Raw genomic sequence first — 21190 nt, 5'->3', positions numbered from 1 at the left:
CGTTCAGGGAGCCTTTGTTGTTCAGCCGTTCGACTTACATGTTCGGGTAAGTCGGGCCGCCAGAGCCTTCCGGCGCCACCCAGGTGATGTTCTGTGCAGGGTCCTTGATGTCGCAGGTCTTGCAGTGAACGCAGTTCTGGGCGTTGATCTGGAAGCGCTTCTCGCCGTCTTCCTTGGTCACCACTTCGTACACGCCGGCCGGGCAGTAACGCTGGGCAGGCTCATCGTACATCGGCAGGTTCTTGGCGATCGGGATGCTTGGGTCGGTCAGCTTCAGGTGGCACGGCTGTTCTTCTTCATGGTTGGTACCGGAGATGAACACCGAGCTGAGTTTGTCGAAGCTGATCTTGCCGTCTGGTTTCGGGTAGTCGATCTTCTTGCAGTCGGCCGCAAGCTTGAGGCAAGCGTAATCCGGCTTGGTGTCGTGCAAGGTGAACGGCAGCTTGCCGCCGAAGATGTTCTGGTCGAGCCAGTTGAAACCGCCGCCGACGATGGCGCCGAACTTGTGGATCGCCGGGCCGAAGTTGCGGCTGGCGAACAGTTCGTCGTAGAGCCAGCTCTTCTTGAACGCGTCGACGTAAGTGGTCAGCTCTTCGGTGCCGTCCTTTTCAGCGAACAGCGCCTCCGCCACGGATTCAGCGGCGAGCATGCCGGACTTCATCGCGGTGTGGCTGCCTTTGATCTTGGCGAAGTTCAGGGTGCCAAGGTCGCAACCGATCAGCGCGCCGCCCTTGAAAACCATTTTCGGCAGCGAGTTCAGGCCGCCTTTGGAGATAGCACGCGCGCCGTAGCTGATGCGCTTGCCGCCTTCCAGGTATTGCTTGAGCACCGGGTGATGCTTGAGGCGCTGGAACTCGTCGAATGGCGACAGGTAGGTGTTGCTGTAGGACAAGTCGACGATCAGACCGACGACCACCTGGTTGTTTTCCAGGTGATAGAGGAACGAGCCACCGGTGTTCTCGGTGCCCATGATGTCCAGCGGCCAGCCGGCGGTGTGGACCACCAGGCCTGGTTGATGCTTGGCCGGGTCGATTTCCCAGATTTCTTTCAGGCCGATACCGTAGTGCTGGGCGTCGGCATCGCTGTCGAGGTTGAAGCGCTTGATCAGCTGCTTGCCGATGTGGCCGCGGCAACCTTCGGCGAACAGCGTGTACTTGCCACGCAGTTCCATGCCAGGGGTGTACAGGCCTTCTTTCGGATTGCCTTCGCGGTCAACACCCAGGTCGCCGGTGATGATCCCGCGAACCACGCCGTTTTCGTCGAACAGCGCTTCCTGAGCGGCGAAGCCAGGGTAGATTTCCACACCCAGGTTTTCGGCCTGCTGGGCCAGCCAGCGGCACAGGTTGCCCAGGGAAATGATGTAGTTGCCTTCGTTGTGCATGGTCTTGGGCACAAAGAGGTCGGGAATCTTTTGCGCGCTGTCGGCGTTCTTGAGAACGAAGATGTCATCGCGGGTGACTGGCGTATTCAGCGGGGCGCCGAGTTCTTTCCAGTCCGGGAACAATTCGTTCAGGGCGCGTGGTTCGAACACGGCGCCGGACAGGATGTGAGCACCGACTTCGGAGCCTTTTTCGACCACGCAGACGCTGATTTCCTTGCCGGCTTCAGTGGCCTTCTGCTTCAAGCGGCAGGCGGCGGAAAGACCAGCGGGGCCGGCACCGACGATGACCACGTCGAATTCCATGTATTCGCGTTCCACAGGTTATCTCCTACTCAAGGCTCAACAGTTTTTTTTCTAATTGGAGGTTTGGTGTCGCATCCATGAATCCCTGCGCAATGCAGGAAGAGGACAATCGATGAGCCACCTTTCTCTCTGAGGTGGCGCATTATATCTACACCACTCCTAGCGTCCAATACAAACGTTTGTTTGAATCGGCTCAAAGCCAGAGAAATCAAAGTCACGCGGCTTATGACTGGCCATTTTGCCGTATTGACCGGAATAGGCGTTCCGGTCAAGATACGGTCGGTTTTGCGCTCGCCGTAGGCTGACTGTTGGTTCCAGGAGCACCTCTAAAGACAGGGCGATGGCAGGACAAGGTGATGCGCAGCGCAGGTTCTGGCGCGCAGTTTACACGCCGCGATAATGAATGACTCGTCAGTCACCACTGACGAACGGTCATCTTCATCGTAAGCGCTTGTCACTTGACACCTTTGCCAGCGTTTTTAGAGGTGCCCTTGCGCCGATGAGCATCAAACCGCCAGGTTCGCCTAGGCGACTTTCTTTTCACCGGAGAGTAACGAGGAATCCATGAAGGTTCTTGTAGCTGTCAAACGCGTTGTGGATTACAACGTCAAGGTTCGCGTCAAGGCGGACAATTCCGGCGTCGACCTCGCCAACGTCAAGATGTCGATGAACCCGTTCTGCGAAATCGCAGTGGAAGAAGCCGTACGCCTGAAAGAGAAGGGTGTTGCGACAGAAATCGTCGTCGTCTCCATCGGCCCGTCCACCGCTCAAGAGCAACTGCGCACTGCGCTGGCTCTGGGTGCCGACCGCGCCATCCTCGTCGAATCCGCTGAAGACCTGACTTCGCTGGCCGTTGCCAAGCTGCTCAAGGCTGTTGTCGACAAGGAACAGCCTCAGCTGGTGATTCTTGGCAAACAAGCCATCGACAGCGACAACAATCAGACTGGCCAGATGCTCGCGGCATTGAGCGGCTACGGTCAGGGCACGTTCGCGTCCAAAGTCGAAATCAGCGGCGACACCGTTGCCGTGACTCGCGAAGTCGACGGCGGCGCGCAGACAGTTTCCCTGAAACTGCCGGCCATCGTCACCACCGACCTGCGTTTGAACGAGCCGCGCTACGCGTCCCTGCCAAACATCATGAAAGCCAAGAAGAAGCCTCTCGAAGTGCTGACTCCGGACGCTTTGGGCGTTTCCACCGCCTCCACCAACAAGACCGTGAAAGTCGAAGCGCCAGCTGCACGCAGCGCGGGTATCAAGGTCAAGTCGGTGGCTGAACTGGTCGAGAAACTGAAAAACGAAGCGAAGGTGCTTTGAGTTAAGGAGCCGAATCATGACTATCTTGGTAATTGCAGAACACGACAACAAGGTTGTGGCTCCTGCCACCCTGAACACCGTTGCTGCTGCCGCCAAAATTGGTGGCGACATTCACGTTCTGGTCGCTGGCCAGAATGTGGGCGCTGTTGCTGAAGCCGCTGCGAAAATCGCTGGCGTGGCTAAAGTGCTGGTGGCCGACAACGCCGCCTACGCTCACCAGCTGCCGGAAAACGTTGCTCCTCTGGTTGCAGAGTTGGGCAAGGGCTACAGCCACATCCTGGCTGCCGCGACTTCCAACGGCAAAAACATCCTGCCGCGCGTTGCCGCTCAGCTGGACGTTGACCAGATCTCCGAGATCATCTCGGTCGAAAGCGCTGACACCTTCAAGCGCCCGATCTACGCCGGTAACGCCATCGCAACCGTTCAATCGAACGCTGCGGTCAAAGTCATCACCGTTCGTGCTACCGGTTTCGACCCGGTCGCGGCTGAAGGCGGTTCTGCTGCTGTTGAAGCCGCTGCTGCTGCCCATGACGCTGGCATCTCCAGCTTCGTTGGCGAAGAGCTGGCCAAGTCCGATCGTCCGGAACTGACCGCTGCCAAGATCGTCGTTTCCGGCGGTCGCGGCATGCAGAACGGCGACAACTTCAAACACCTGTACGCCCTGGCCGACAAGCTGGGCGCTGCTGTCGGTGCTTCCCGCGCCGCAGTCGACGCAGGTTTCGTACCCAACGATATGCAGGTCGGTCAGACCGGCAAAATCGTTGCTCCACAGCTGTACATTGCGGTCGGTATCTCCGGCGCGATCCAGCACCTGGCCGGCATGAAAGACTCCAAAGTGATCGTTGCGATCAACAAGGACGAAGAAGCGCCGATCTTCCAGGTGGCCGATTACGGCCTGGTGGCGGACCTGTTCGAAGCCATCCCTGAGTTCGAGAAGCTGGTCTAATCCAGCGGCCTGACTTATAAAGAGCCCGACCTTTTGGTCGGGCTTTTTTTTGTTCCGGATTTGAGTGGGAGAGTGTCGCCATGGATCTGCGCCGCGTTTACGGCTGGTCATTGCTGCTGGGGCTGACGGTATCGCCGACGCTGTCCGTCGCCGCGGGCAAGTGCGAACGCCTGGTGGTGACCGGTAGCCCGGATGCGCCGCCGTACCTGTGGCAAGACCCGCAAAACCCCAAGCACCTGATCGGCGCCAGTGCCGACCTGTTGCAGCAAGTGGCGGGGGAGCTGGGGATCAAGGTCGAACTGCTTTACGCCGGTAAGCGTTCCCAGTCCCTGGGCGAAGTGCGCAGTGGACGAATGGACATGCTGGCGGATGCGTCATTGACGGTCAGCGAGCTGGACACTCTGGATTACATTCATCCGCCGTTACTGGAAAACGATTACCTGGTCTGGACCCGCAAAGACTCGACGCTGATCTACAACGAAGCGCAGGACCTTCACGGCCATCCCGGCGCATTGTCGGAAAAGTCTCGTATGACCCCGGCATTTGGCACGTTCGCCGAGCAGCAATTGACCCTCGTACGTACACCTAATTTGACCCAGGCCTTTCAGAAATTGCTGCTGGGCGAGGTGGAATTTGTCCTTGCCGGACGCTACTCGGGCATGGCGGCCGCGCAGACACTTAACCTGGCCAACGACCTGATCGCCCGTCCACAATCGATCGACAAACCCGGCCTGTTCCTCGCGGTTTCCCACAACTCCGCCTGCAACGATCCGTGGTTGCGCGGACAGCTGGCCAAAAAGATGACAGAATTGCCCGCGTCCGGACTGACGGAAGCCGTGCTGCAACGCAATATCGAGCGCTGGAAAGCGCAACAGCAACAACCGCAGCCATCGCCGCAACAACCCGTCAGTACCCCAAAACAGTAGGGATTTTTAGTGAGTATTCGACCTCTTTTCGCTGCCCTGGCCGTTCTGGCTCTGGCGGGTTGTGCAGCCGATCCGGCGCCGAATGAACAAATGCGCCTGACCGAGCAGGCCCTCGAACAGGCCAAGGCCGTGGGCGCCACCGCCGTCGACGTGCCGGAAATGAAACTGGCCGAAGACAAGTTCAACCGCGCCAAGGGCAGCATGAACGACCAATCCTTCAAGAACGCGCGCATGCGGGCTGAGCAGGCCGAGCTGGACGCGCGTCTGGCCGAAGCCCGGGTTCTGACCCTCAAGAGCGAGGAGCAGTTGAACGTGCTTAATACCCGCATCACTCGCCTGCGCAAGCAACTGGGAGATGCCCAATGAGCCTCAAGACCAAAGCCCTGGGCGGTTTGATCCTGGCAGGCTGCGCCAGCCTCTATGGTTGTGCCGGTCAGCACAGCGAGGCCGCGCTGCAGCAGGCCAGTACTGACTTCCAGAAGGTCAAGGAAGATTCCAACGTACTGCGAATCGCGCCCAAGGACGTGATTCGCGCCGGTGAGTCGCTGGCCCGTGCCGATCGTTTGTCCAGTTACTGGGGCAGTGGAACGGACGTGCTGCATTACGCTTACCTGAGCGAGCGCTATAGCGAAATCGCGCGCGAACACACCAATCAGGTGCTCAACGAAGAACGTGCGGCGAAGCTCGAACTGGAGCGTCAGCGCCTGCAACTGGCCCTGCGCGAATCCAAATTGCTCAGCGTGCAGCAGCAGGGCAAGTGGCTCGAAGAGCAGATTGTCGCGCTGGCGACCACCCAGACTGACCGTGGCTTGGTGATGACCTTGGGCGACGTGCTGTTCGACACGGGCGAAGCGGAGTTGAAAAACTCGGCGAACCGCGTGGTGTTGAAGATCGTGCAGTTCCTGCAGCTCAACCCCAAGCGCGTGGTGCGCATCGAAGGTTATGCCGACAGTACCGGCGGCAAGCAGGAAAACCTCAAGCTGTCCCGTGACCGTGCGCAATCGGTGGCGGACGTGCTGATGGATTTGGGCATCGACGATAAACGTATTCAGGTCGAAGGCTACGGTGATGAATATCCGGTCGACGTGAACGCCTCCGAACGGGGACGTGCACAGAACCGTCGGGTGGAAATTGTGTTCTCTGACGAAAAAGGCCAGCTCGGCGCTGCCCGCTAAGGGCTGCGTCACTGGAAAACCCGGCCTGTCCATCAGTGCCGGGTTTTTTTACGCCTGCTAATCAACTCACAAAACAGTACAGTTTTTGCTGACACTGCACTGTACGGTCGACTATTGTGGCAACTGTCCCAGTACACTTCTAAACTGTTCCGGTATTGTTTTACACAAGAATAAAATGCCCGTGAAATCGAGTGCTGCGTCATGACCAATCTCTTGCTCTACCAACGTATTGCTCAGCAACTGGCCGAAGACATCCGCCGTGGCGTCTATCAACCGGGGGAGCGCGTGCCTTCGGTGCGCAAGATGAGCTCGCAGCTCAACGTCAGCCATGCGACGGTGTTGCAGGCTTACGCCAACCTCGAGGATCAGGGGCTGATCCGCGCCCGGCCGCAGTCGGGTTACTACGTGCATCAGACCCCGGCCCTGACCGCGCCGACACCGGACATCGCCCGGGTCGAGCGTCCCGGTCTGGTCACTCGCAGCAGTATCATCCAACAAGTCCTGGTCGAATCCCGCCGCGAAGGTGTGTTTCCCTTGGGCGCCGCCGTGCCGAGCGTTGATTATCTGCCGGTGCGGGCGCTGCATCAGCAACTGGCCAAAGTCACCCGTTTCCATAGCCCGCGGGCGTTCAGCTACATGTTCAGCCCGGGTTTCGAGCCGTTGCGCCGACAAGTGGCGATCCGCATGCGCGATGCCGGCGTGGTGGTCGATCCGTCGGAAGTGGTGATTACCCACGGCTGCGTTGATGCCTTGCAGATGTCTTTGCGAGTGCTGACACGCCCGGGCGACCTGATCGCTGCCGAGTCGCCGACCTACTACGGTTTGCTGCAATTGGCTGACCTGCTGGGCCTCAAGGTCATCGAGATCCCGAGCGATCCTTCCACCGGCATGAGCCTCGAAGCTTTGCAGCTGGCGGCCAACCAGTGGTCGATCAAGGCGCTGGTGCTGACCACTCGTCTGAGCAATCCATTGGGCGGCACCATGCCCGAAGAGCGGCAGAAGCAACTGCTGCGCCTGGCCTCGGATTTCGATATCCAGATTGTCGAAGACGATATCTACGGCGAACTGATGTTCGAGCAGGGGCGCACCAAATCACTTAAAGCCTATGATCGGCTGGACCGGGTGATCTATTGCTCAAGCTTCTCCAAAACCCTGTCGCCGGGCGTGCGGATCGGCTGGATGATTGCCGGCAAGTATCAGCAGGAAATCCAGCGTTTGCAGACCTTCAGCACCCATTCGGCCTGCAGCGTCACGCAAATGGGCATCGCGGCGTACCTGGAGAACGGCGGCTACGACCGACATTTGCGCTACATCCGCCAGGAATACCGCAAGAATCTCAGCGCTTTCCAGCTCGCGGTGCAGCAATACTTCCCGGAAGGCACGCAGATGACCCGGCCGACTGGCGGCTTCATTCTGTGGGTCAGCCTGCCGGGGCGGGTCAACACGCAGGAGTTGCACGTTCGTGCGTTGCAGCAAGGCATCAGTATCGCGCCGGGGCTGATTTTCAGTAACACCGAGCAGTTCAATCACTGCATTCGGCTGAACTGCGGCACACCCTGGAACCGTGAAGCCGAGCGTGCGTTGATGACCCTGGGCATGCTCGCCACCCAGCTCTGTCAGGAGATGGTCGGCGGCTTTTGAGGGGGCGGGCAGGTTATTGCTGCCCGAGCTTGTCATGTCGCGCGCAACAGGCGAGCATATGGCTCCTGCCGTTTGTACCGTTGGGTCCATGAAGCCGATTTTTCCCGCCGTCTGGCTATCGATCTGCCTGCTGATAACCTTTCAGGCCGAAGGCGTATTGGCGGCTTCCGTGCAAGAAAAACCCGCAGCAAGCGCCACCGCGAAAAAACCGGCACCTGCCAAGAAAGCCGCGCCGGTCAAAAAGAAAGCGGCCAAGGTGAAAAAGCGACCTCCGATTGCCTCCAAGTCCAAATCCGCCAGTGAGATCGCGAAAACCAAGCTTCCCTCGGCCGACCTGGATTTGAGCCTGCCCCAAGACATGGCCGAGGAGCTGAAACCGCTCGGTGCGGTAGCGATGCCACGGCACGATGCACTATTGCCGCAAATGTTTGGCGACAAGGCTGGTCCGTTTCAGCTCAACGGGAGGCTGATCAGCAACGAAATGCAGTTGCAACTGCGCAACGAAGAGCGTCATGAAGTCGAAGGCGCAGCCCTGGAATTCGAGTTCAAACGATAATTTCTTCCCGTCCGTGACCCGCTGACCAGACGCTTTGTCGGAGACTGGTCAGTCACGCTCGTTTAAGCGAAAAAACCCGTGTCCAGACAATTTGAAACAAGCGTTTTAGCGGTTACTCTGTGCCACGTCCTTTAACACATCGCCCGTCGAGGAGCTCGTCGTCATGAAATGCCGTGAAGGCTGTGGCGCCTGTTGCATTGCCCCTTCCATCAGTTCACCGATTCCCGGCATGCCCAATGGCAAGCCCGCGGGAGAACGCTGCGTCCAACTTTCAATCGAAAACCTGTGCAGTATTTTCGGTAAACCGGAACGGCCGGCCGTTTGTTCGGCGTTTGAGGCCGACGTCGAGGTCTGTGGCAGCAGCGATGACGAAGCAATCAAATTGCTGGGTTGGTGGGAGCAAATGACGGCGGCGTGATGTGTTTAACGAATGGATTTTCAACAATAAGGAATAACACTATGGGTTCGCTGCAACGTATGGCTGTGCTGTGTGGTTTGACGGTTTTGCTGGCTTCTACGGCCGCTCAGGCAGAAGACTGGAAAGTTGCCAAGAACGAAGACGGCATCAAGGTTTCCTTGAGTGAAGTGGCCGGCTCCGAATACAAGGCCTTCCAGGGCGCCACGCTGATGAAGACCACCATGGCCAAACTGCGCGCCTTGCAGGAAGACGTGCCGGGGGCCTGCGCCTGGATTCACGACTGCAAAACCCAGAAGTTGCTCAAGCACGAGGGCGATCAGAGCTGGACCTATACCCAGTTCAATACGCCTTGGCCGGTTACCGCGCGTGACTCGGTGTTGCATGTGACCACCATCGAGGGGGCTGATGGCAGCCTGACCCGTAAACTTGAAGGTGTGCCGAAGTACATTCCTGAAGAAAAAGGCTTTGTGCGGGTTACCAAGGTCGACGGTTTCTGGAAGTTCGTGCCCAAGGGCGATCAAATCGAAGTGACCTATCAGGTGCACACCGAGCCGGGCGGTAGCATTCCGTCAATGGTGGCCAATAAGTTTGTGGTTGATGCGCCGTTCAATACCCTGAAAGCCTTGAAAGAACGCGCTGAGAAGTAATCGATTTGCTCTTTTGATAAAACGCCTCGACTGGTTCGGGGCGTTTTCTATTGGGTAGGGCGGGTTATTTGATCGGGGGCATCAGAAGCAGCCCGGACTTTATTTTGTTTCCGAATATACGTTGCACGAAATTTTCACAAAGCCTCCAAGACAATTCGCCCGCGCCAACATGCGGGCAGTAATCAATGGCAATGCCGCGGTTGATCGTGCAACATTTGCGCACCGCGCAAGCCCCGGGGCCGAGTACTGGCCAACAGAGGGCAAGGCGCCGCTGTATTTTTGAAACTTCAACTTCCAATGGGTCCTAAAACGACATGGCAAACCCGGACGCCCTGAGTCAGCAGCGAGCTTCTAGTCGCCTGCTGCAACCGACCGTCAAATCGCATCTGGCCTACACGCTGCTGTGTGCCCTGGTCATGATGGTCATGTTCAGCCTGCTGCGCGTTGCGCTGCTGGTTTACAACCGCGAGATGATCCTCGACACCCCGGCCTCGACCTTTCTCGAAGCGTTTGCCAACGGTCTGCGTTTCGACCTGCGCCTGGTGGTCTACCTCAGCATTCCATTGCTGCTGGCGCTGTTCAGCGCCCGAGCAATGGCTGCACGCGCATTCTTCCGTTTCTGGCTGACCATTGCCTCGAGCATCGCCCTGTTCCTCGGCCTGATGGAGATGGACTTCTACCGCGAGTTCCACCAGCGCCTCAACGGCCTGGTCTTCCAGTATGTAAAGGAAGACCCGAAAACCGTGATGAGCATGCTCTGGTACGGTTTTCCAGTGGTTCGCTACCTGCTGGCCTGGGCCGTGGGCACGTTGATCCTGACCCTGGCGTTCAAGGGTGCCGATCGCGCCACCCGTCCTCGTGGTCCCTTCAGCGGCGGCAGCATCGGCACGCGCAAGGTCGCCCCGTGGTACTCACGCATCGCGGTGTTTGTCGTCTGCCTGCTGGTCTGCGTGGTCGCCGCTCGTGGCACCCTGCGTCAGGGCCCGCCAATGCGTTGGGGTGACGTCTACACCACCGACTCGAACTTCGCCAACCAGTTGGGCCTCAACGGCACCTTGTCGCTGGTCGCCGCGGCCAAGAGCCGGATCTCCGAAGATCGCGACAACGTCTGGAAGGCCACCCTGCCACAGCCTGAAGCGCAGAAAGTCGTGCGCGACATGCTGGTGATGGCGGACGACAAACTGGTGGATGCCGGAACCGCAGCCGTGCGTCGCGACTACACGCCTCCGGCCGACAAGACCTTGCCGATCAAGAACGTCGTCGTGATCCTGATGGAAAGCATGGCCGGTCACTCGGTGGGCGCCTTGGGGGCACCGGGCAACATCACGCCGTACCTCGACCAACTGTCGAAGGAAGGCCTGATGTTTGACCGCTTCTTCTCCAACGGCACCCATACCCACCAGGGTATGTTCGCCACCATGGCCTGCTTCCCGAACCTGCCAGGTTTCGAATACCTGATGCAGACCCCGGAAGGCAGCCACAAGTTGTCCGGCCTGCCGCAATTGCTCAGTGCCCGTGACTACGATGACGTGTATGTCTACAACGGCGACTTCGCCTGGGATAACCAGTCGGGTTTCTTCAGCAACCAGGGCATGACCAACTTCATTGGTCGTAACGACTTCGTGAACCCGGTGTTCTCCGATCCGACCTGGGGCGTGTCCGACCAGGACATGTTCGACCGTGGTCTGGTAGAGCTCAAGGCGCGGGAAAACGGCAAGCCGTTCTATGCGCTGTTGCAAACCCTGTCCAACCACACGCCATACGCCTTGCCGACACCATTGCCGGTTGAGCGCGTGACCGATCGCGGTAGCCTGAACGAGCATTTGACCGCCATGCGCTACGCAGACTGGGCGCTGGGCCAGTTCTTTGAAAAGGCCCGCAAGGAGCCGTATTTCAAGGAAACCCTGTTTGTGATCGTCGGCGACCACGGCTTTGGCAACGAGCGTCAGATCACCGAAATGGACTTGGGCCGCTTCAACGTGCCGATGCTGATGATTGCATCGGGCATCCAGGAAAAGTTCGGCGAGCGTGACCATACCGTGGGCACGCAGATCGACATCGTGCCGACCATCATGGGCCGTATTGGTGGCGAAGTGCGTCATCAGTGCTGGGGCCGCGATTTGCTCAATCTGCCTGAAGGCGATACCGGTTTCGGCGTGATCAAACCGTCGGGTAGCGAGCAGACCACCGCCATTATCACGGCTGATCAGATTCTGGTGCTGCCGAAGGAAAAGGAAATGTCGCCGAAGATGTACCGCTACGAACTGGGCGCGACACCTCACGCCGAGATCGTTCCGGATGCGCCGCGTACCGCTGAGCTGAAGCTCAAGCTCGAAGCGTTCCTGCAAACGGCGACCAAGAGCCTGATCGACAACACCGCCGGTGTGGTTGATGGCAAGCCGGACTAAGTCTTGATGCAATAAAAAAGAGGCCCTTGAAAAAGGGCCTCTTTTTTTTTGCCTGTTAAACCTTTATATCTTGCCGAGTAACAGCAGGATCAACAGCACCACCAACACCACGCCGATGATACCCGACGGGCCATAACCCCAACTTCTGGAGTGCGGGAAGACCGGTAAACCACCTATCAGCAGGAGGATCAGAATAATGATTAAAATTGTGCCCATGTCTATTTCCTTGTTGGAAGTGTTCTGGAATTACCTGGCGTTTAATGGCCAGCCGGGTTGCTATAACCGGGCTGCTTACAAAATCCGACTGTGGTGAATGAAAGAAAATTCCAAGTTTTTTTAATGTTTTTCGAAGAAAGGCTTATTTCGTTTTTGATTGGTCTAGTGGGTTCAGGCACTCTCCCGGTTTGCTCGGGCCATTCAGCAATCTGATGGAGCGTGGGTCGGGCATTGTCCTTCGCTACACTCGATGCATCTTTCCCGGAACAACAAGGCTGTTTGCTATGCAAAATCGCATGATGATCACTGGCGCGGGCTCGGGCTTGGGTCGCGAAATCGCGCTGCGCTGGGCGCGTGAAGGCTGGCAGCTGGCCTTGTCGGATGTCAGCGAACCCGGTCTGCAGGAAACTCTGAAACTGGTTCGCGAAGCCGGCGGCGACGGTTTTATCCAGCGTTGCGACGTGCGCGATTACAGCCAGCTGACCGCTTTCGCCCAAGCCTGTGACGAGAAACTCGGTGGCATCGATGTCATCGTCAACAACGCCGGCGTTGCCTCGGGCGGGTTCTTCAGTGAACTGTCCCTGGAAGACTGGGACTGGCAGATCGCGATCAACCTGATGGGCGTGGTCAAGGGCTGCAAGGCCTTCCTGCCGCTGCTGGAAAAAAGCAAAGGCAAGATCATCAACATCGCGTCGATGGCCGCCCTGATGCAAGGCCCGGCCATGAGCAATTACAACGTGGCCAAGGCTGGCGTGGTGGCGTTGTCCGAAAGCCTGCTGGTCGAGCTGGCGCAGCAGGAAATCGGCGTGCATGTGGTGTGTCCGTCGTTCTTCCAGACCAACCTGCTGGACTCGTTCCGTGGCCCGACGCCGGCCATGAAAGCCCAGGTCGGCAAGTTGCTGGAAAGCTCGCCAATCACCGCGACCGACATTGCCGACTACATCTATCAGCACGTTGCCGCCGGCGAATTCATGATCCTGCCGCACGAACAGGGCCGTATGGCCTGGGCGCTCAAGCAGAAGAACCCGCAATTGCTCTACGACGAAATGACCGCCATGGCCGACAAAATGCGCGCCAAGGCCAAACAAACCGCAGGCTGAACTTGCCCGTACGCAACACCGTCGTTAGGGTGGCCGCCATCGGCCATCCTCGCGAGACGTTTGCATGCTCAATTATTTGTGGTTTTTCCTCGCCGCGCTGTTTGAAATCGCCGGCTGCTTTGCCTTCTGGATGTGGCTGCGCCAGGGTAAAAGCGCCTGGTGGGTCGTGCCGGCTCTGCTCAGTCTGACCTTGTTCGCGCTGCTGCTGACCCGCATCGAAGCAACGTACGCCGGTCGCGCCTATGCCGCTTACGGTGGCATTTACATCATCGCGTCGATCGGCTGGCTGGCGGTGGTCGAGCGGATTCGTCCGCTGGGCTCGGACTGGCTCGGCGTGGCGCTGTGTGTGATCGGGGCCAGCGTCATCCTTTTCGGCCCGCGTTTCTCCGCTTCCTGAAGGATCGGTCCTTCATTCAATCGATTTGTCGGACGTTTCCTTAGGAGCTGTTCGTAGTGCGCTGTAGGGCGGGACTGATTTGCTGCTGTCGCATTGTAGGCCCGCTGAGTGCAGGGCATCTTCAGGGTCCGATAACCCTGAAGGACGAATGCCATGCTTGTACTTAGTCGCGTTGTGGGCGAGTTGATTTCCATCGGTGACAACATTTCCGTGCGCATTCTTGCCGTCAACGGAGGCAGTGTGCGCTTCGGTGTCGAAGCGCCGCAGAACGTCAATGTGCATCGGGCCGAGGTCTACGACCGCATCCAGGTCAAACTGGCGAAAAACAAAGGACGCTGAAGGCCTCAGTCGAACAGGTGCTTGGGCACATCGTGCTTGAGCATCAACTGACATTGCTCGCTTTCCGGGTCGAAGACAATCAGCGCCTGGCCCTTGGTCAATGCCTGCCGAACACGCAGAACACGGGTTTCCAGCGGCGTGTCATCACCATTGTCCGTACCGTCACGGGTCACGAAATCCTCGATCAGGCGGGTGAGGGTGTCGACTTCAAGTTGGTCTTGGGGGATCAGCATAGGCACCTCGGCTAAACAATGGCGCGATGCTACGGCGAATGGGAGGTTGCGGCTAGCCCGGACCTGATGTGTTTCCTGAGCTGGCCCCATCGCGAGCAGGCTCGCTCCCACAGGAGAAATACGGTCAACTGTGGGAGCGATGGCGATCCCTCAAACGACGAAAAAGTCAGAGTCAGGTATCCGACCGCTGCCCTACGAGGCTATCCACCGACGGCACCCGCGTATCGCTTTCCATCTGCGTCTCATGTTCGATCTGATGACTGAACCGGTCCAGTGACCCTTTGGCCGGTTGTGCATCGCTGGCAAATACCGGCGGACTCAGAATGTAGGCGCCGAGCAGGCGGCTGAGGGCAGCGAGGCTGTCGATGTGGGTGCGTTCGTAGCCGTGAGTGGCGTCGCAGCCGAAGGCGAGCAGGGCGGTGCGAATGTCATGCCCGGCAGTGACCGCCGAATGGGCATCGCTGAAGTAGTAGCGGAACAGGTCACGGCGCACCGGCAACTCGTTGTCACTGGCTAGGCGCAGCAGATGCCGCGACAGGTGATAGTCGTATGGTCCGCCGGAATCCTGCATCGCCACGCTCACCGCGTGTTCGCTGGAATGCTGACCCGGCGCGACCGGGGCAATATCGATGCCGACGAATTCGCTGACGTCCCACGGCAATGCCGCCGCCGCGCCACTGCCGGTTTCCTCGGTGATGGTGAACAGCGGATGACAGTCGATCATCAGTTCTTCGCCGCTGTCGACGATCGCTTTCAGCGCCGCCAGCAATGCGGCAACGCCGGCCTTGTCGTCGAGATGACGGGCGCTGATGTGGCCGCTTTCGGTGAACTCCGGCAAAGGGTCGAAGGCGACGAAATCACCAACGCTGATGCCCAGCGAGTCGCAATCGGCACGCGTAGCGCAATAGGCGTCCAGGCGCAGTTCGATGTGATCCCAACTGATCGGCATTTCATCCACGGCGGTATTGAACGCATGTCCGGAAGCCATCAACGGCAGCACGCTGCCACGGATTACGCCATTGTCGGTAAACAGGCTGACCCGGCTGCCCTCGGCAAAACGGCTGGACCAGCAACCGACGGGGGCCAGGGTCAGACGGCCGTTGTCCTTGATCGCGCGAACCGCCGCGCCGATGGTGTCGAGGTGGGCGGAGACCGCACGGTCAGGGCTGTTTTTCTTGCCCTTGAGGGTGGCGCGGATGGTGCCACGGCGGGTCATCTCAAAGGGAATACCCAGCTCTTCAAGCCGTTCGGCGACGTAACGCACAATGGTGTCGGTGAACCCGGTCGGGCTGGGAATGGCGAGCATTTCCAGCAGGACTTTTTGCAGGTAGATCAGATCCGGTTCGGGGATTTTGCTGGTCATGGAAACTCCTGATGGGTTGAGAGCATCGATGGTTTCGATGAGGAAAAGAGAGTGTGTGATCTGTCAGGGCCCCATCGCGAGCAGGCTCGCTCCCACAGGGAAATGCGGTCAAATGTGGGAGCGAGCCTGCTCGCGATGGCGATGAAACAGGCGACACATCAATGTCAGGCCGCCGGCTGACTATGCGGAAACAACAAATCCACAAACCGCTCGGCCGTCGGTTGCGGCTCGTGGTTTGCCAACCCGGCACGCTCATTGGCTTCGATAAACACATACTCCGGTTGATCCGCAGCAGGCACCATCAGGTCGAGCCCGACCATCGGAATATCCAGCGCCCGCGCCGCCCGTACCGCCGCATCCACCAAGGTCGGATGCAGAATCGCAGTGACATCCTCAAGAATCCCGCCGGTATGAAGATTCGCCGTCTTGCGTACGAACAGATGCTCACCGGCCGGCAGAATGCTGCTGTAGTCATAACCCGCCGCGTGCAAGGTGCGCTCGGTTTCATGGTCCAGCGGGATTTTGCTTTCACCGCTGGTCGCCGCCTGACGACGCCGACTCTGGGCTTCGATCAGCGCACCGATGGAATGCTGACCATCACCCACCACTTCTGCCGGACGACGAATCGCCGCGGCGACCACCTCAAAACCGATCACCACAATCCGCAAATCAAGGCCTTCGTGGAAACTCTCCAGCAGCACGCGACTGTCGAACTGGCGGGCGGATTCGATGGCCTGCTGGACCTCTTCGATGGTCCGTAAATCCACTGCGACGCCTTGGCCCTGTTCGCCATCCAGCGGTTTGACCACCACTCGTTCGTGCTCGTCGAGAAACGCCAGGTTGTCATCGGCGTTGCCGGCCAGTTGCTGCGCTGGCAAGTTCAGGCCGGCGGCCTTGAGCACTTTGTGCGTCAGGCTTTTGTCCTGGCACAACGTCATGCTGATGGCGCTGGTCAGATCGCTGAGGGATTCACGGCAACGTACGCGGCGACTGCCATGGATCAAGGTGAACAGGCCGGCATCGGCGTCATCGACTTGCACTTCGATGCCGCGACGGTGCGCTTCCTCGACGATGATCCGTGCATAAGGATTGAACTCGGCTTCCGGGCCAGGGCCCAGAAACAACGGCTGATTGATGCAGTTTTTGCGCTTGATCGCGAAGGTCGACAGGTTGCGAAACCCGAGCTTGGCGTAAAGACTTTTCGCCTGCCGGTTATCGTGCAGTACGGACAGGTCCAGGTAACTCAGCCCCCGGCTCATGAAGTGCTCGATCAAATGTCGCACCAACACTTCACCGACACCCGGTCGCGAACATTGCGGATCGACTGCCAGACACCACAGGCTGCTGCCATTTTCCGGATCGTTGAACGCCTTGTGGTGATTGAGGCCCATGACGCTGCCAATGATCGCGCCGCTGCCCTCATCTTCGGCCAGCCAATACACCGGGCCGCCCTCATGGCGCGGAGTCAGCAGACTCGCGTCGATCGGCAGCATGCCGCGCAACTGATACAGCTGATTGATCGCCTGCCAGTCCGCATCGCTTTGGGCCCGGCGGATGCGAAAGCCGCGAAACACTCGAGTCGACTGGCGGTAATCACTGAACCACAGGCGCAGGGTGTCGGACGGGTCGAGAAACAACTGCGCCGGCTCCAGCCCCAACACTTGCTGAGGCGCGGCAACGTACAGGGCGATGTCGCGTTCACCGGTGTGCTCATTGAGCAGCTCTTGGGCCAGGCTCGCCGCATCGGGAAAGGTGTGGCCGATAAGCAACCGGCCCCAGCCGCAGTGCACGGCAATCGGTGCGGCGCCCAATTCGCTGCCGTCTTCGGCCAGGCGGGCCTGCAAGCGTTCGTACGAGGGCGCCTGACCGCGCAACAAGCGTTGGCTATAAGCCGTGGCGTGGGGTTTCATCGATCAGATTCCTTGTTCACTGAGCCACAGGTTCAGGGCCGCCAATTGCCACAGCTTGGAGCCGCGCAACGGGGTCAACTGGCCTTGCGGATCGGTCAGCAGGCGATCGAGCATCGCTGGCTTGAACAGTCCGCGATCCTGGCTCGGATCGAGCAGCAGTTCACGCACCCAGTTCAGCGTATCGCCTTGCAAATGCTTCAGACCAGGGACCGGGAAGTAGCCTTTCTTGCGATCGATCACTTCACTCGGAATCACCAGCCGCGCCGCTTCTTTCAAGACTTGCTTGCCGCCATCCGGCAGTTTGAATTTGCCCGGCACGCGGGCCGACAATTCCACCAGGCGATAGTCGAGAAACGGTGTGCGCGCTTCCAGGCCCCAGGCCATGGTCATGTTGTCGACGCGTTTGACCGGGTCGTCCACCAGCATGATCGTGCTGTCCAGACGCAGGGCTTTGTCCACCGCCGCCTCGGCGCCGGGCTGTGCGAAATGTTCCTTCACGAAGTCGCCAGCGGCGTCATTGGCCGTCAGCCATTTCGGCTGCACAGTGGCGGCATAGTCGTCGTAGCTGCGGTCGAAAAACGCATCGCGATAGGCGGCGTACGGATCTTCGGCACCGTCGACTTGTGGGTACCAGTGATAACCGGCGAACAACTCGTCGGCACCCTGGCCGCTCTGCACCACTTTGCAATGCTTGGCCACTTCGCGGGACAGCAGATAGAAGGCGATACAGTCATGGCTGACCATCGGTTCGCTCATGGCGCGGAACGCTGCGGGCAGTTGCTCGATGATCTCTTTTTCGTCGATGCGCAATTGGTGATGCTGGGTGCCGTAGTGCTTGGCGATCAGGTCCGAATACTGGAACTCGTCGCCGCGTTCGCCGCCGGCATCCTGGAAACCGATGGAGAAGGTCGACAGGTTTTCAACACCGACTTCACGCAACAGTCCGACCAGCAGGCTCGAGTCGACACCGCCCGAGAGCAGCACGCCGACGTCGACTGCCGCACGTTGACGGATCGCCACCGCGTCACGGGTGCTGTCGAGCACACGGTCACGCCAGTCTTCGAGTGTCAGATTCATCTCGTCGGCGTGTGGGCCGTAGGGCAAGGTCCACCAGGTTTTCTGCTCGGTGGTGCCGTCCGCTTCGATGCGCATCCAGGTCGCCGGTGGCAGTTTTTCGATGCCGGCCAGCAAGGTGCGCGGCGCCGGGACCACGGCGTGGAAATTCAGATAATGATTGAGCGCCACCGGATCGAGGATCGGGTTGATGTCGCCGCCCTTGAGCAGCGCCGGCAGTGCCGAGGCAAAGCGCAGGCGCTGGCCGGTGCGCGACAGGTACAGCGGCTTCACGCCGAGACGGTCGCGGGCGATGAACAGGCGTTGAGCGTCGCGCTCCCAAATGGCGAAGGCGAACATGCCGTTGAGCTTGGGCAGCAGCGCTTCGCCCCAGGCGTGATAACCCTTGAGCAGCACTTCGGTGTCACCACCGGAATAGAACGCGTAACCAAGGCTTTCAAGCTCGGTGCGCAGTTCGGGGAAGTTGTAGATCGCGCCGTTGAAGGCCAGGGACAAGCCCAATTGGTTGTCGATCATCGGCTGAGCCGAGCCGTCCGACAGGTCCATGATTTTCAGGCGACGATGGCCCAGGGCAATCGGCCCTTGGGCATGAAAGCCCCACGCGTCAGGGCCGCGAGGGGCCAGGTGATGGGTGATTCGTTCAATGGCTGCAAGGTCTGCAGGTTGATGATCAAAACGTAACTCGCCAGCTAATCCGCACATAAATTCCTTACCGGTTTTTCCGTTGGGGAGGGTCAATCGATACCGCGCCAAAAACGGCGGGTACTCAGAAACTGACCCGGCTGAATCCCCGGAGTTTTAGACCGATAAGTTATAAGGCGCGCCGTCAGACTTTTCCGCGGATCAACTGGCGCACGGCGAAACGGTTGGGATGGCAGGCCTCGGCGACCGTTCTGGGCAGGGGCAGCGGTTCGTTTTCGATCCATGCCGCGAGCAATTCACCCGACAGTGGCGCGGTGATCAGGCCGCGAGAACCGTGGCCGCTGTTGACGTAAAAACCCTCAAGCCAGGGGCAGGGAATGTCCGGTACTTGCCGGGCGTCCTTGCTCAGTACGGCGTAGGCGTCGACGAAGGCTGCTGGTGCGGCCAACGGGCCAACGATCGGCAGGTAGTCCGGGCTGGTGCAGCGGAACGCGGCGCGCCCTTCAAGCTGCTGCGGGTCCAGTTCCTGAGCATGCAGTCGCGTGGCCAGGTCGGGGGAGATTTCCTCGAGCAAGGCCAGGTTGCCGAGGTGTTCGGCGAGGGTCGGAGTCAGGTCATCGCTCTTGAAGTCGAAGCTGGCGCCGAGGGTGTGTTCGCCCAGTCGAGCCGGCGCCACATAGCCTTCGGCGCAGACGACGGTGGCCAGGCTCTGGCTTTCAGGGGTTTGCGCCAGTCGGGTGATCTGGCCACGAATGCGTTTTAGGGGCAGCTCGGCGCTTTGAGGGAAACGCTTGATCTCGGCGGCGCCGGCCAGGATCACCACGGGGGCACTGGCCAGCAAATCATCACCGTCCCAGGCCTGCCACTGATCATCAACTTTGCGCAGTTCCAGGACATTGCGATGAGGCAGCCACTGGATGTTCGCCGAGGACGCCTGCCAATGGCACAACGCCGGCGGATGAACCCAGCCACCTTCCGGGAAGAACAATCCGCCGTGTTCCAGGGCGATGCCGGCCTGAGCCTGGGCTTGGGGTTGATCGAGCAAGTGCACCAGATCTGGCGAAAAGGCGGCGACCAATTGCGCCTGACGCTCGGCTTCCTTGGCGTTGAAGGCCAGTTGCAAGACCCCGCAATCGTCCCAGTCGACGCCCCGTTGCAGATGTTCGATCAAGCGTCGGGTGTGACCGAAACCACTGACAATCAACTGCGACAACGCGGTGCCATGGGCCGAAAGCTTGAGGTATAAAACGCCCTGAGGATTGCCCGAGGCTTCCTGCGCCAGCGCATCGTGACGCTCCAGCAGACTGACTTGCCAACCCCGCGCCGCCAGGCTGGCGGCCGTAGCGCAACCGGCCAGACCGGCGCCGATCACCATCGCATGACGCTCGCCGTTCAGTGGCGTCGGCCGCGCAAACCAGGGTTTGGCCACGGCGGGCACCGGGACTTCCTCAGGCCAGCCGAGAAACACGCCCCGCAAAATCTCCCATTTGTGGCCAATGCCGGGCGTTCGCTTCATCTTGAAGCCCGCCGCGTTCAGCAGACGGCGCACCCAACCGGTGCTGGTGAAGGTGCTGATGGTCGAGCCGGGGGCCGCCAGACGCGCCAGTTCGGCGAACAGTTCGGCGGTCCACATGTCGGGGTTTTTCGCCGGGGCAAAACCGTCGAGAAACCAGGCGTCGATCTGCGCGTCCAGTTGCGGCAATTGCTCCAGCGCATCGCCGATCAGCAGGGTCAGGGTCACGCGGCCGTTGTCCAGCACCAGGCGCTGGAAGCCTGGGTGGATTGCGATGTATTGCGTCAGCAGCTGATCGGCAAACGGTTTGAGCTCCGGCCACAAGGCCAAGGCACGCTGCAGATCGGGCAGGCTCAGCGGGTACTTTTCGACACTGACAAAATGCAGCCGCGCCCCGGCCACCGCGTGCTGTTCGAACAGCTGCCAGGCGCAAAGGAAATTCAGCCCGGTGCCGAAACCGGTCTCGCCAATCACCAGTCGACCGCCGGCTGGCAACGCAGCGAAGCGTTCACGCAAAGCATTCTGTTCGAGGAATACGTAGCGGGTTTCGTCCAGCCCCGACAGATCGGAAAAATACACATCATCGAACACCCGCGAACGCGGGAGCCCTTGGTCGTCCCAGTCGAGCTGGGCGTGGGGCAATACAGGTTTCATGGCAGGCTCGGCAACGGCAAGGCGGCCATTCTAG

20 protein-coding genes are annotated in these 21190 nt (G+C 59.5%); 13 read left to right on the top strand and 7 right to left on the bottom strand.

Going from position 1 to position 21190, the window contains the following annotated elements; all coding sequences use genetic code 11:
* Positions 1-34: 34 nt before the first annotated feature.
* On the bottom strand, positions 35-1699 hold the full coding sequence (locus tag ACYZUA_RS23690; protein WP_461960833.1) for an electron transfer flavoprotein-ubiquinone oxidoreductase: 1665 nt from the start codon (positions 1697-1699) through the stop codon (positions 35-37).
* Between the two features lie 549 nt (positions 1700-2248).
* Here ACYZUA_RS23690 and ACYZUA_RS23685 point away from each other — a divergent pair.
* The 10 genes from ACYZUA_RS23685 (at position 2249) to ACYZUA_RS23640 (ending at position 11715) form a co-directional block, all read left to right on the top strand.
* A complete protein-coding gene (locus ACYZUA_RS23685) occupies positions 2249-2998 on the top strand; it encodes an electron transfer flavoprotein subunit beta/FixA family protein (protein WP_283188805.1) in 750 nt (249 codons plus the stop codon).
* A 16-nt stretch (positions 2999-3014) separates the two neighbouring features.
* Complete coding sequence (locus tag ACYZUA_RS23680; protein ID WP_461960832.1) at positions 3015-3944, top strand: electron transfer flavoprotein subunit alpha/FixB family protein; 930 nt, start codon at positions 3015-3017, stop codon at positions 3942-3944.
* An 80-nt stretch (positions 3945-4024) separates the two neighbouring features.
* The gene (locus ACYZUA_RS23675; RefSeq protein ID WP_461960831.1) at positions 4025-4870 is read left to right on the top strand and encodes a substrate-binding periplasmic protein; all 846 of its coding nucleotides are present in this window, start codon (positions 4025-4027) and stop codon (positions 4868-4870) included.
* Positions 4871-4879: 9 nt separating this feature from the next.
* The gene (locus tag ACYZUA_RS23670; RefSeq protein ID WP_461960830.1) at positions 4880-5236 is read left to right on the top strand and encodes a DUF4398 domain-containing protein; all 357 of its coding nucleotides are present in this window, start codon (positions 4880-4882) and stop codon (positions 5234-5236) included.
* On the top strand, positions 5233-6045 hold the full coding sequence (locus ACYZUA_RS23665; protein WP_033055264.1) for an OmpA family protein: 813 nt from the start codon (positions 5233-5235) through the stop codon (positions 6043-6045). Before ACYZUA_RS23670 ends, ACYZUA_RS23665 begins: the two co-directional genes overlap by 4 nt.
* 201 nt (positions 6046-6246) lie before the next feature.
* Complete coding sequence (locus ACYZUA_RS23660) at positions 6247-7686, top strand: aminotransferase-like domain-containing protein (RefSeq protein ID WP_283188803.1); 1440 nt, start codon at positions 6247-6249, stop codon at positions 7684-7686.
* A gap of 88 nt (positions 7687-7774) precedes the next feature.
* On the top strand, positions 7775-8242 hold the full coding sequence (locus ACYZUA_RS23655) for a translation initiation factor 2 (RefSeq protein WP_461960829.1): 468 nt from the start codon (positions 7775-7777) through the stop codon (positions 8240-8242).
* A 163-nt stretch (positions 8243-8405) separates the two neighbouring features.
* Positions 8406-8660 carry a YkgJ family cysteine cluster protein gene (locus tag ACYZUA_RS23650; protein WP_461960828.1) on the top strand — a complete coding sequence of 85 codons (255 nt, stop codon included), beginning with the start codon at positions 8406-8408 and terminating at the stop codon, positions 8658-8660.
* Between the two features lie 41 nt (positions 8661-8701).
* Positions 8702-9307, top strand: coding sequence for an START domain-containing protein (locus ACYZUA_RS23645; protein WP_461960827.1), 606 nt, complete (start codon positions 8702-8704; stop codon positions 9305-9307).
* Positions 9308-9621: 314 nt separating this feature from the next.
* Entirely contained in the window at positions 9622-11715 is a 2094-nt protein-coding gene (locus ACYZUA_RS23640; protein WP_461960826.1) for an LTA synthase family protein, read from the top strand.
* A 63-nt stretch (positions 11716-11778) separates the two neighbouring features.
* Here ACYZUA_RS23640 and ACYZUA_RS23635 read toward each other — a convergent pair whose 3' ends face one another.
* Positions 11779-11937, bottom strand: a complete 159-nt coding sequence (locus ACYZUA_RS23635; protein WP_173860449.1) for a DUF3309 family protein — start codon at positions 11935-11937, stop codon at positions 11779-11781.
* 278 nt (positions 11938-12215) lie between these two features.
* On the opposite strand from ACYZUA_RS23635, the gene ACYZUA_RS23630 reads away from it, so the two are divergent.
* The 3 genes from ACYZUA_RS23630 to csrA all read left to right on the top strand — a co-directional run bounded on the left by ACYZUA_RS23630 (position 12216) and on the right by csrA (position 13767).
* Positions 12216-13031 (top strand): SDR family oxidoreductase, encoded by an 816-nt coding sequence (locus ACYZUA_RS23630; RefSeq protein WP_046049115.1) that lies wholly within the window; start codon positions 12216-12218, stop codon positions 13029-13031.
* Between the two features lie 64 nt (positions 13032-13095).
* Positions 13096-13428 carry a YnfA family protein gene (locus ACYZUA_RS23625; RefSeq protein WP_074878904.1) on the top strand — a complete coding sequence of 111 codons (333 nt, stop codon included), beginning with the start codon at positions 13096-13098 and terminating at the stop codon, positions 13426-13428.
* 153 nt (positions 13429-13581) lie between these two features.
* On the top strand, positions 13582-13767 hold the full coding sequence (csrA, locus tag ACYZUA_RS23620) for a carbon storage regulator CsrA (protein WP_129437377.1): 186 nt from the start codon (positions 13582-13584) through the stop codon (positions 13765-13767).
* Between the two features lie 5 nt (positions 13768-13772).
* Here csrA and ACYZUA_RS23615 read toward each other — a convergent pair whose 3' ends face one another.
* The 5 genes from ACYZUA_RS23615 to mnmC form a co-directional block, all read right to left on the bottom strand.
* Positions 13773-14000, bottom strand: coding sequence for a YheU family protein (locus tag ACYZUA_RS23615; RefSeq protein WP_461960825.1), 228 nt, complete (start codon positions 13998-14000; stop codon positions 13773-13775).
* 172 nt (positions 14001-14172) lie between these two features.
* Positions 14173-15363, bottom strand: coding sequence for an osmoprotectant NAGGN system M42 family peptidase (locus tag ACYZUA_RS23610; protein WP_461960824.1), 1191 nt, complete (start codon positions 15361-15363; stop codon positions 14173-14175).
* A gap of 164 nt (positions 15364-15527) precedes the next feature.
* A complete protein-coding gene (gene ngg / locus ACYZUA_RS23605) occupies positions 15528-17273 on the bottom strand; it encodes an N-acetylglutaminylglutamine synthetase (protein WP_461960823.1) in 1746 nt (581 codons plus the stop codon).
* A gap of 3 nt (positions 17274-17276) precedes the next feature.
* Positions 17277-19049: an N-acetylglutaminylglutamine amidotransferase gene (locus tag ACYZUA_RS23600; RefSeq protein ID WP_461960822.1), complete on the bottom strand. Its 1773-nt coding sequence runs from the start codon at positions 19047-19049 to the stop codon at positions 17277-17279.
* Between the two features lie 124 nt (positions 19050-19173).
* Entirely contained in the window at positions 19174-21156 is a 1983-nt protein-coding gene (gene mnmC, locus ACYZUA_RS23595) for a bifunctional tRNA (5-methylaminomethyl-2-thiouridine)(34)-methyltransferase MnmC2/FAD-dependent 5-carboxymethylaminomethyl-2-thiouridine(34) oxidoreductase MnmC1 (RefSeq protein WP_461960821.1), read from the bottom strand.
* Positions 21157-21190: the final 34 nt, after the last annotated feature.

This window comes from Pseudomonas sp. LS2P72 (genome assembly GCF_054897865.1).
This window is presented reverse-complemented; position numbering and strand designations above follow the sequence as displayed.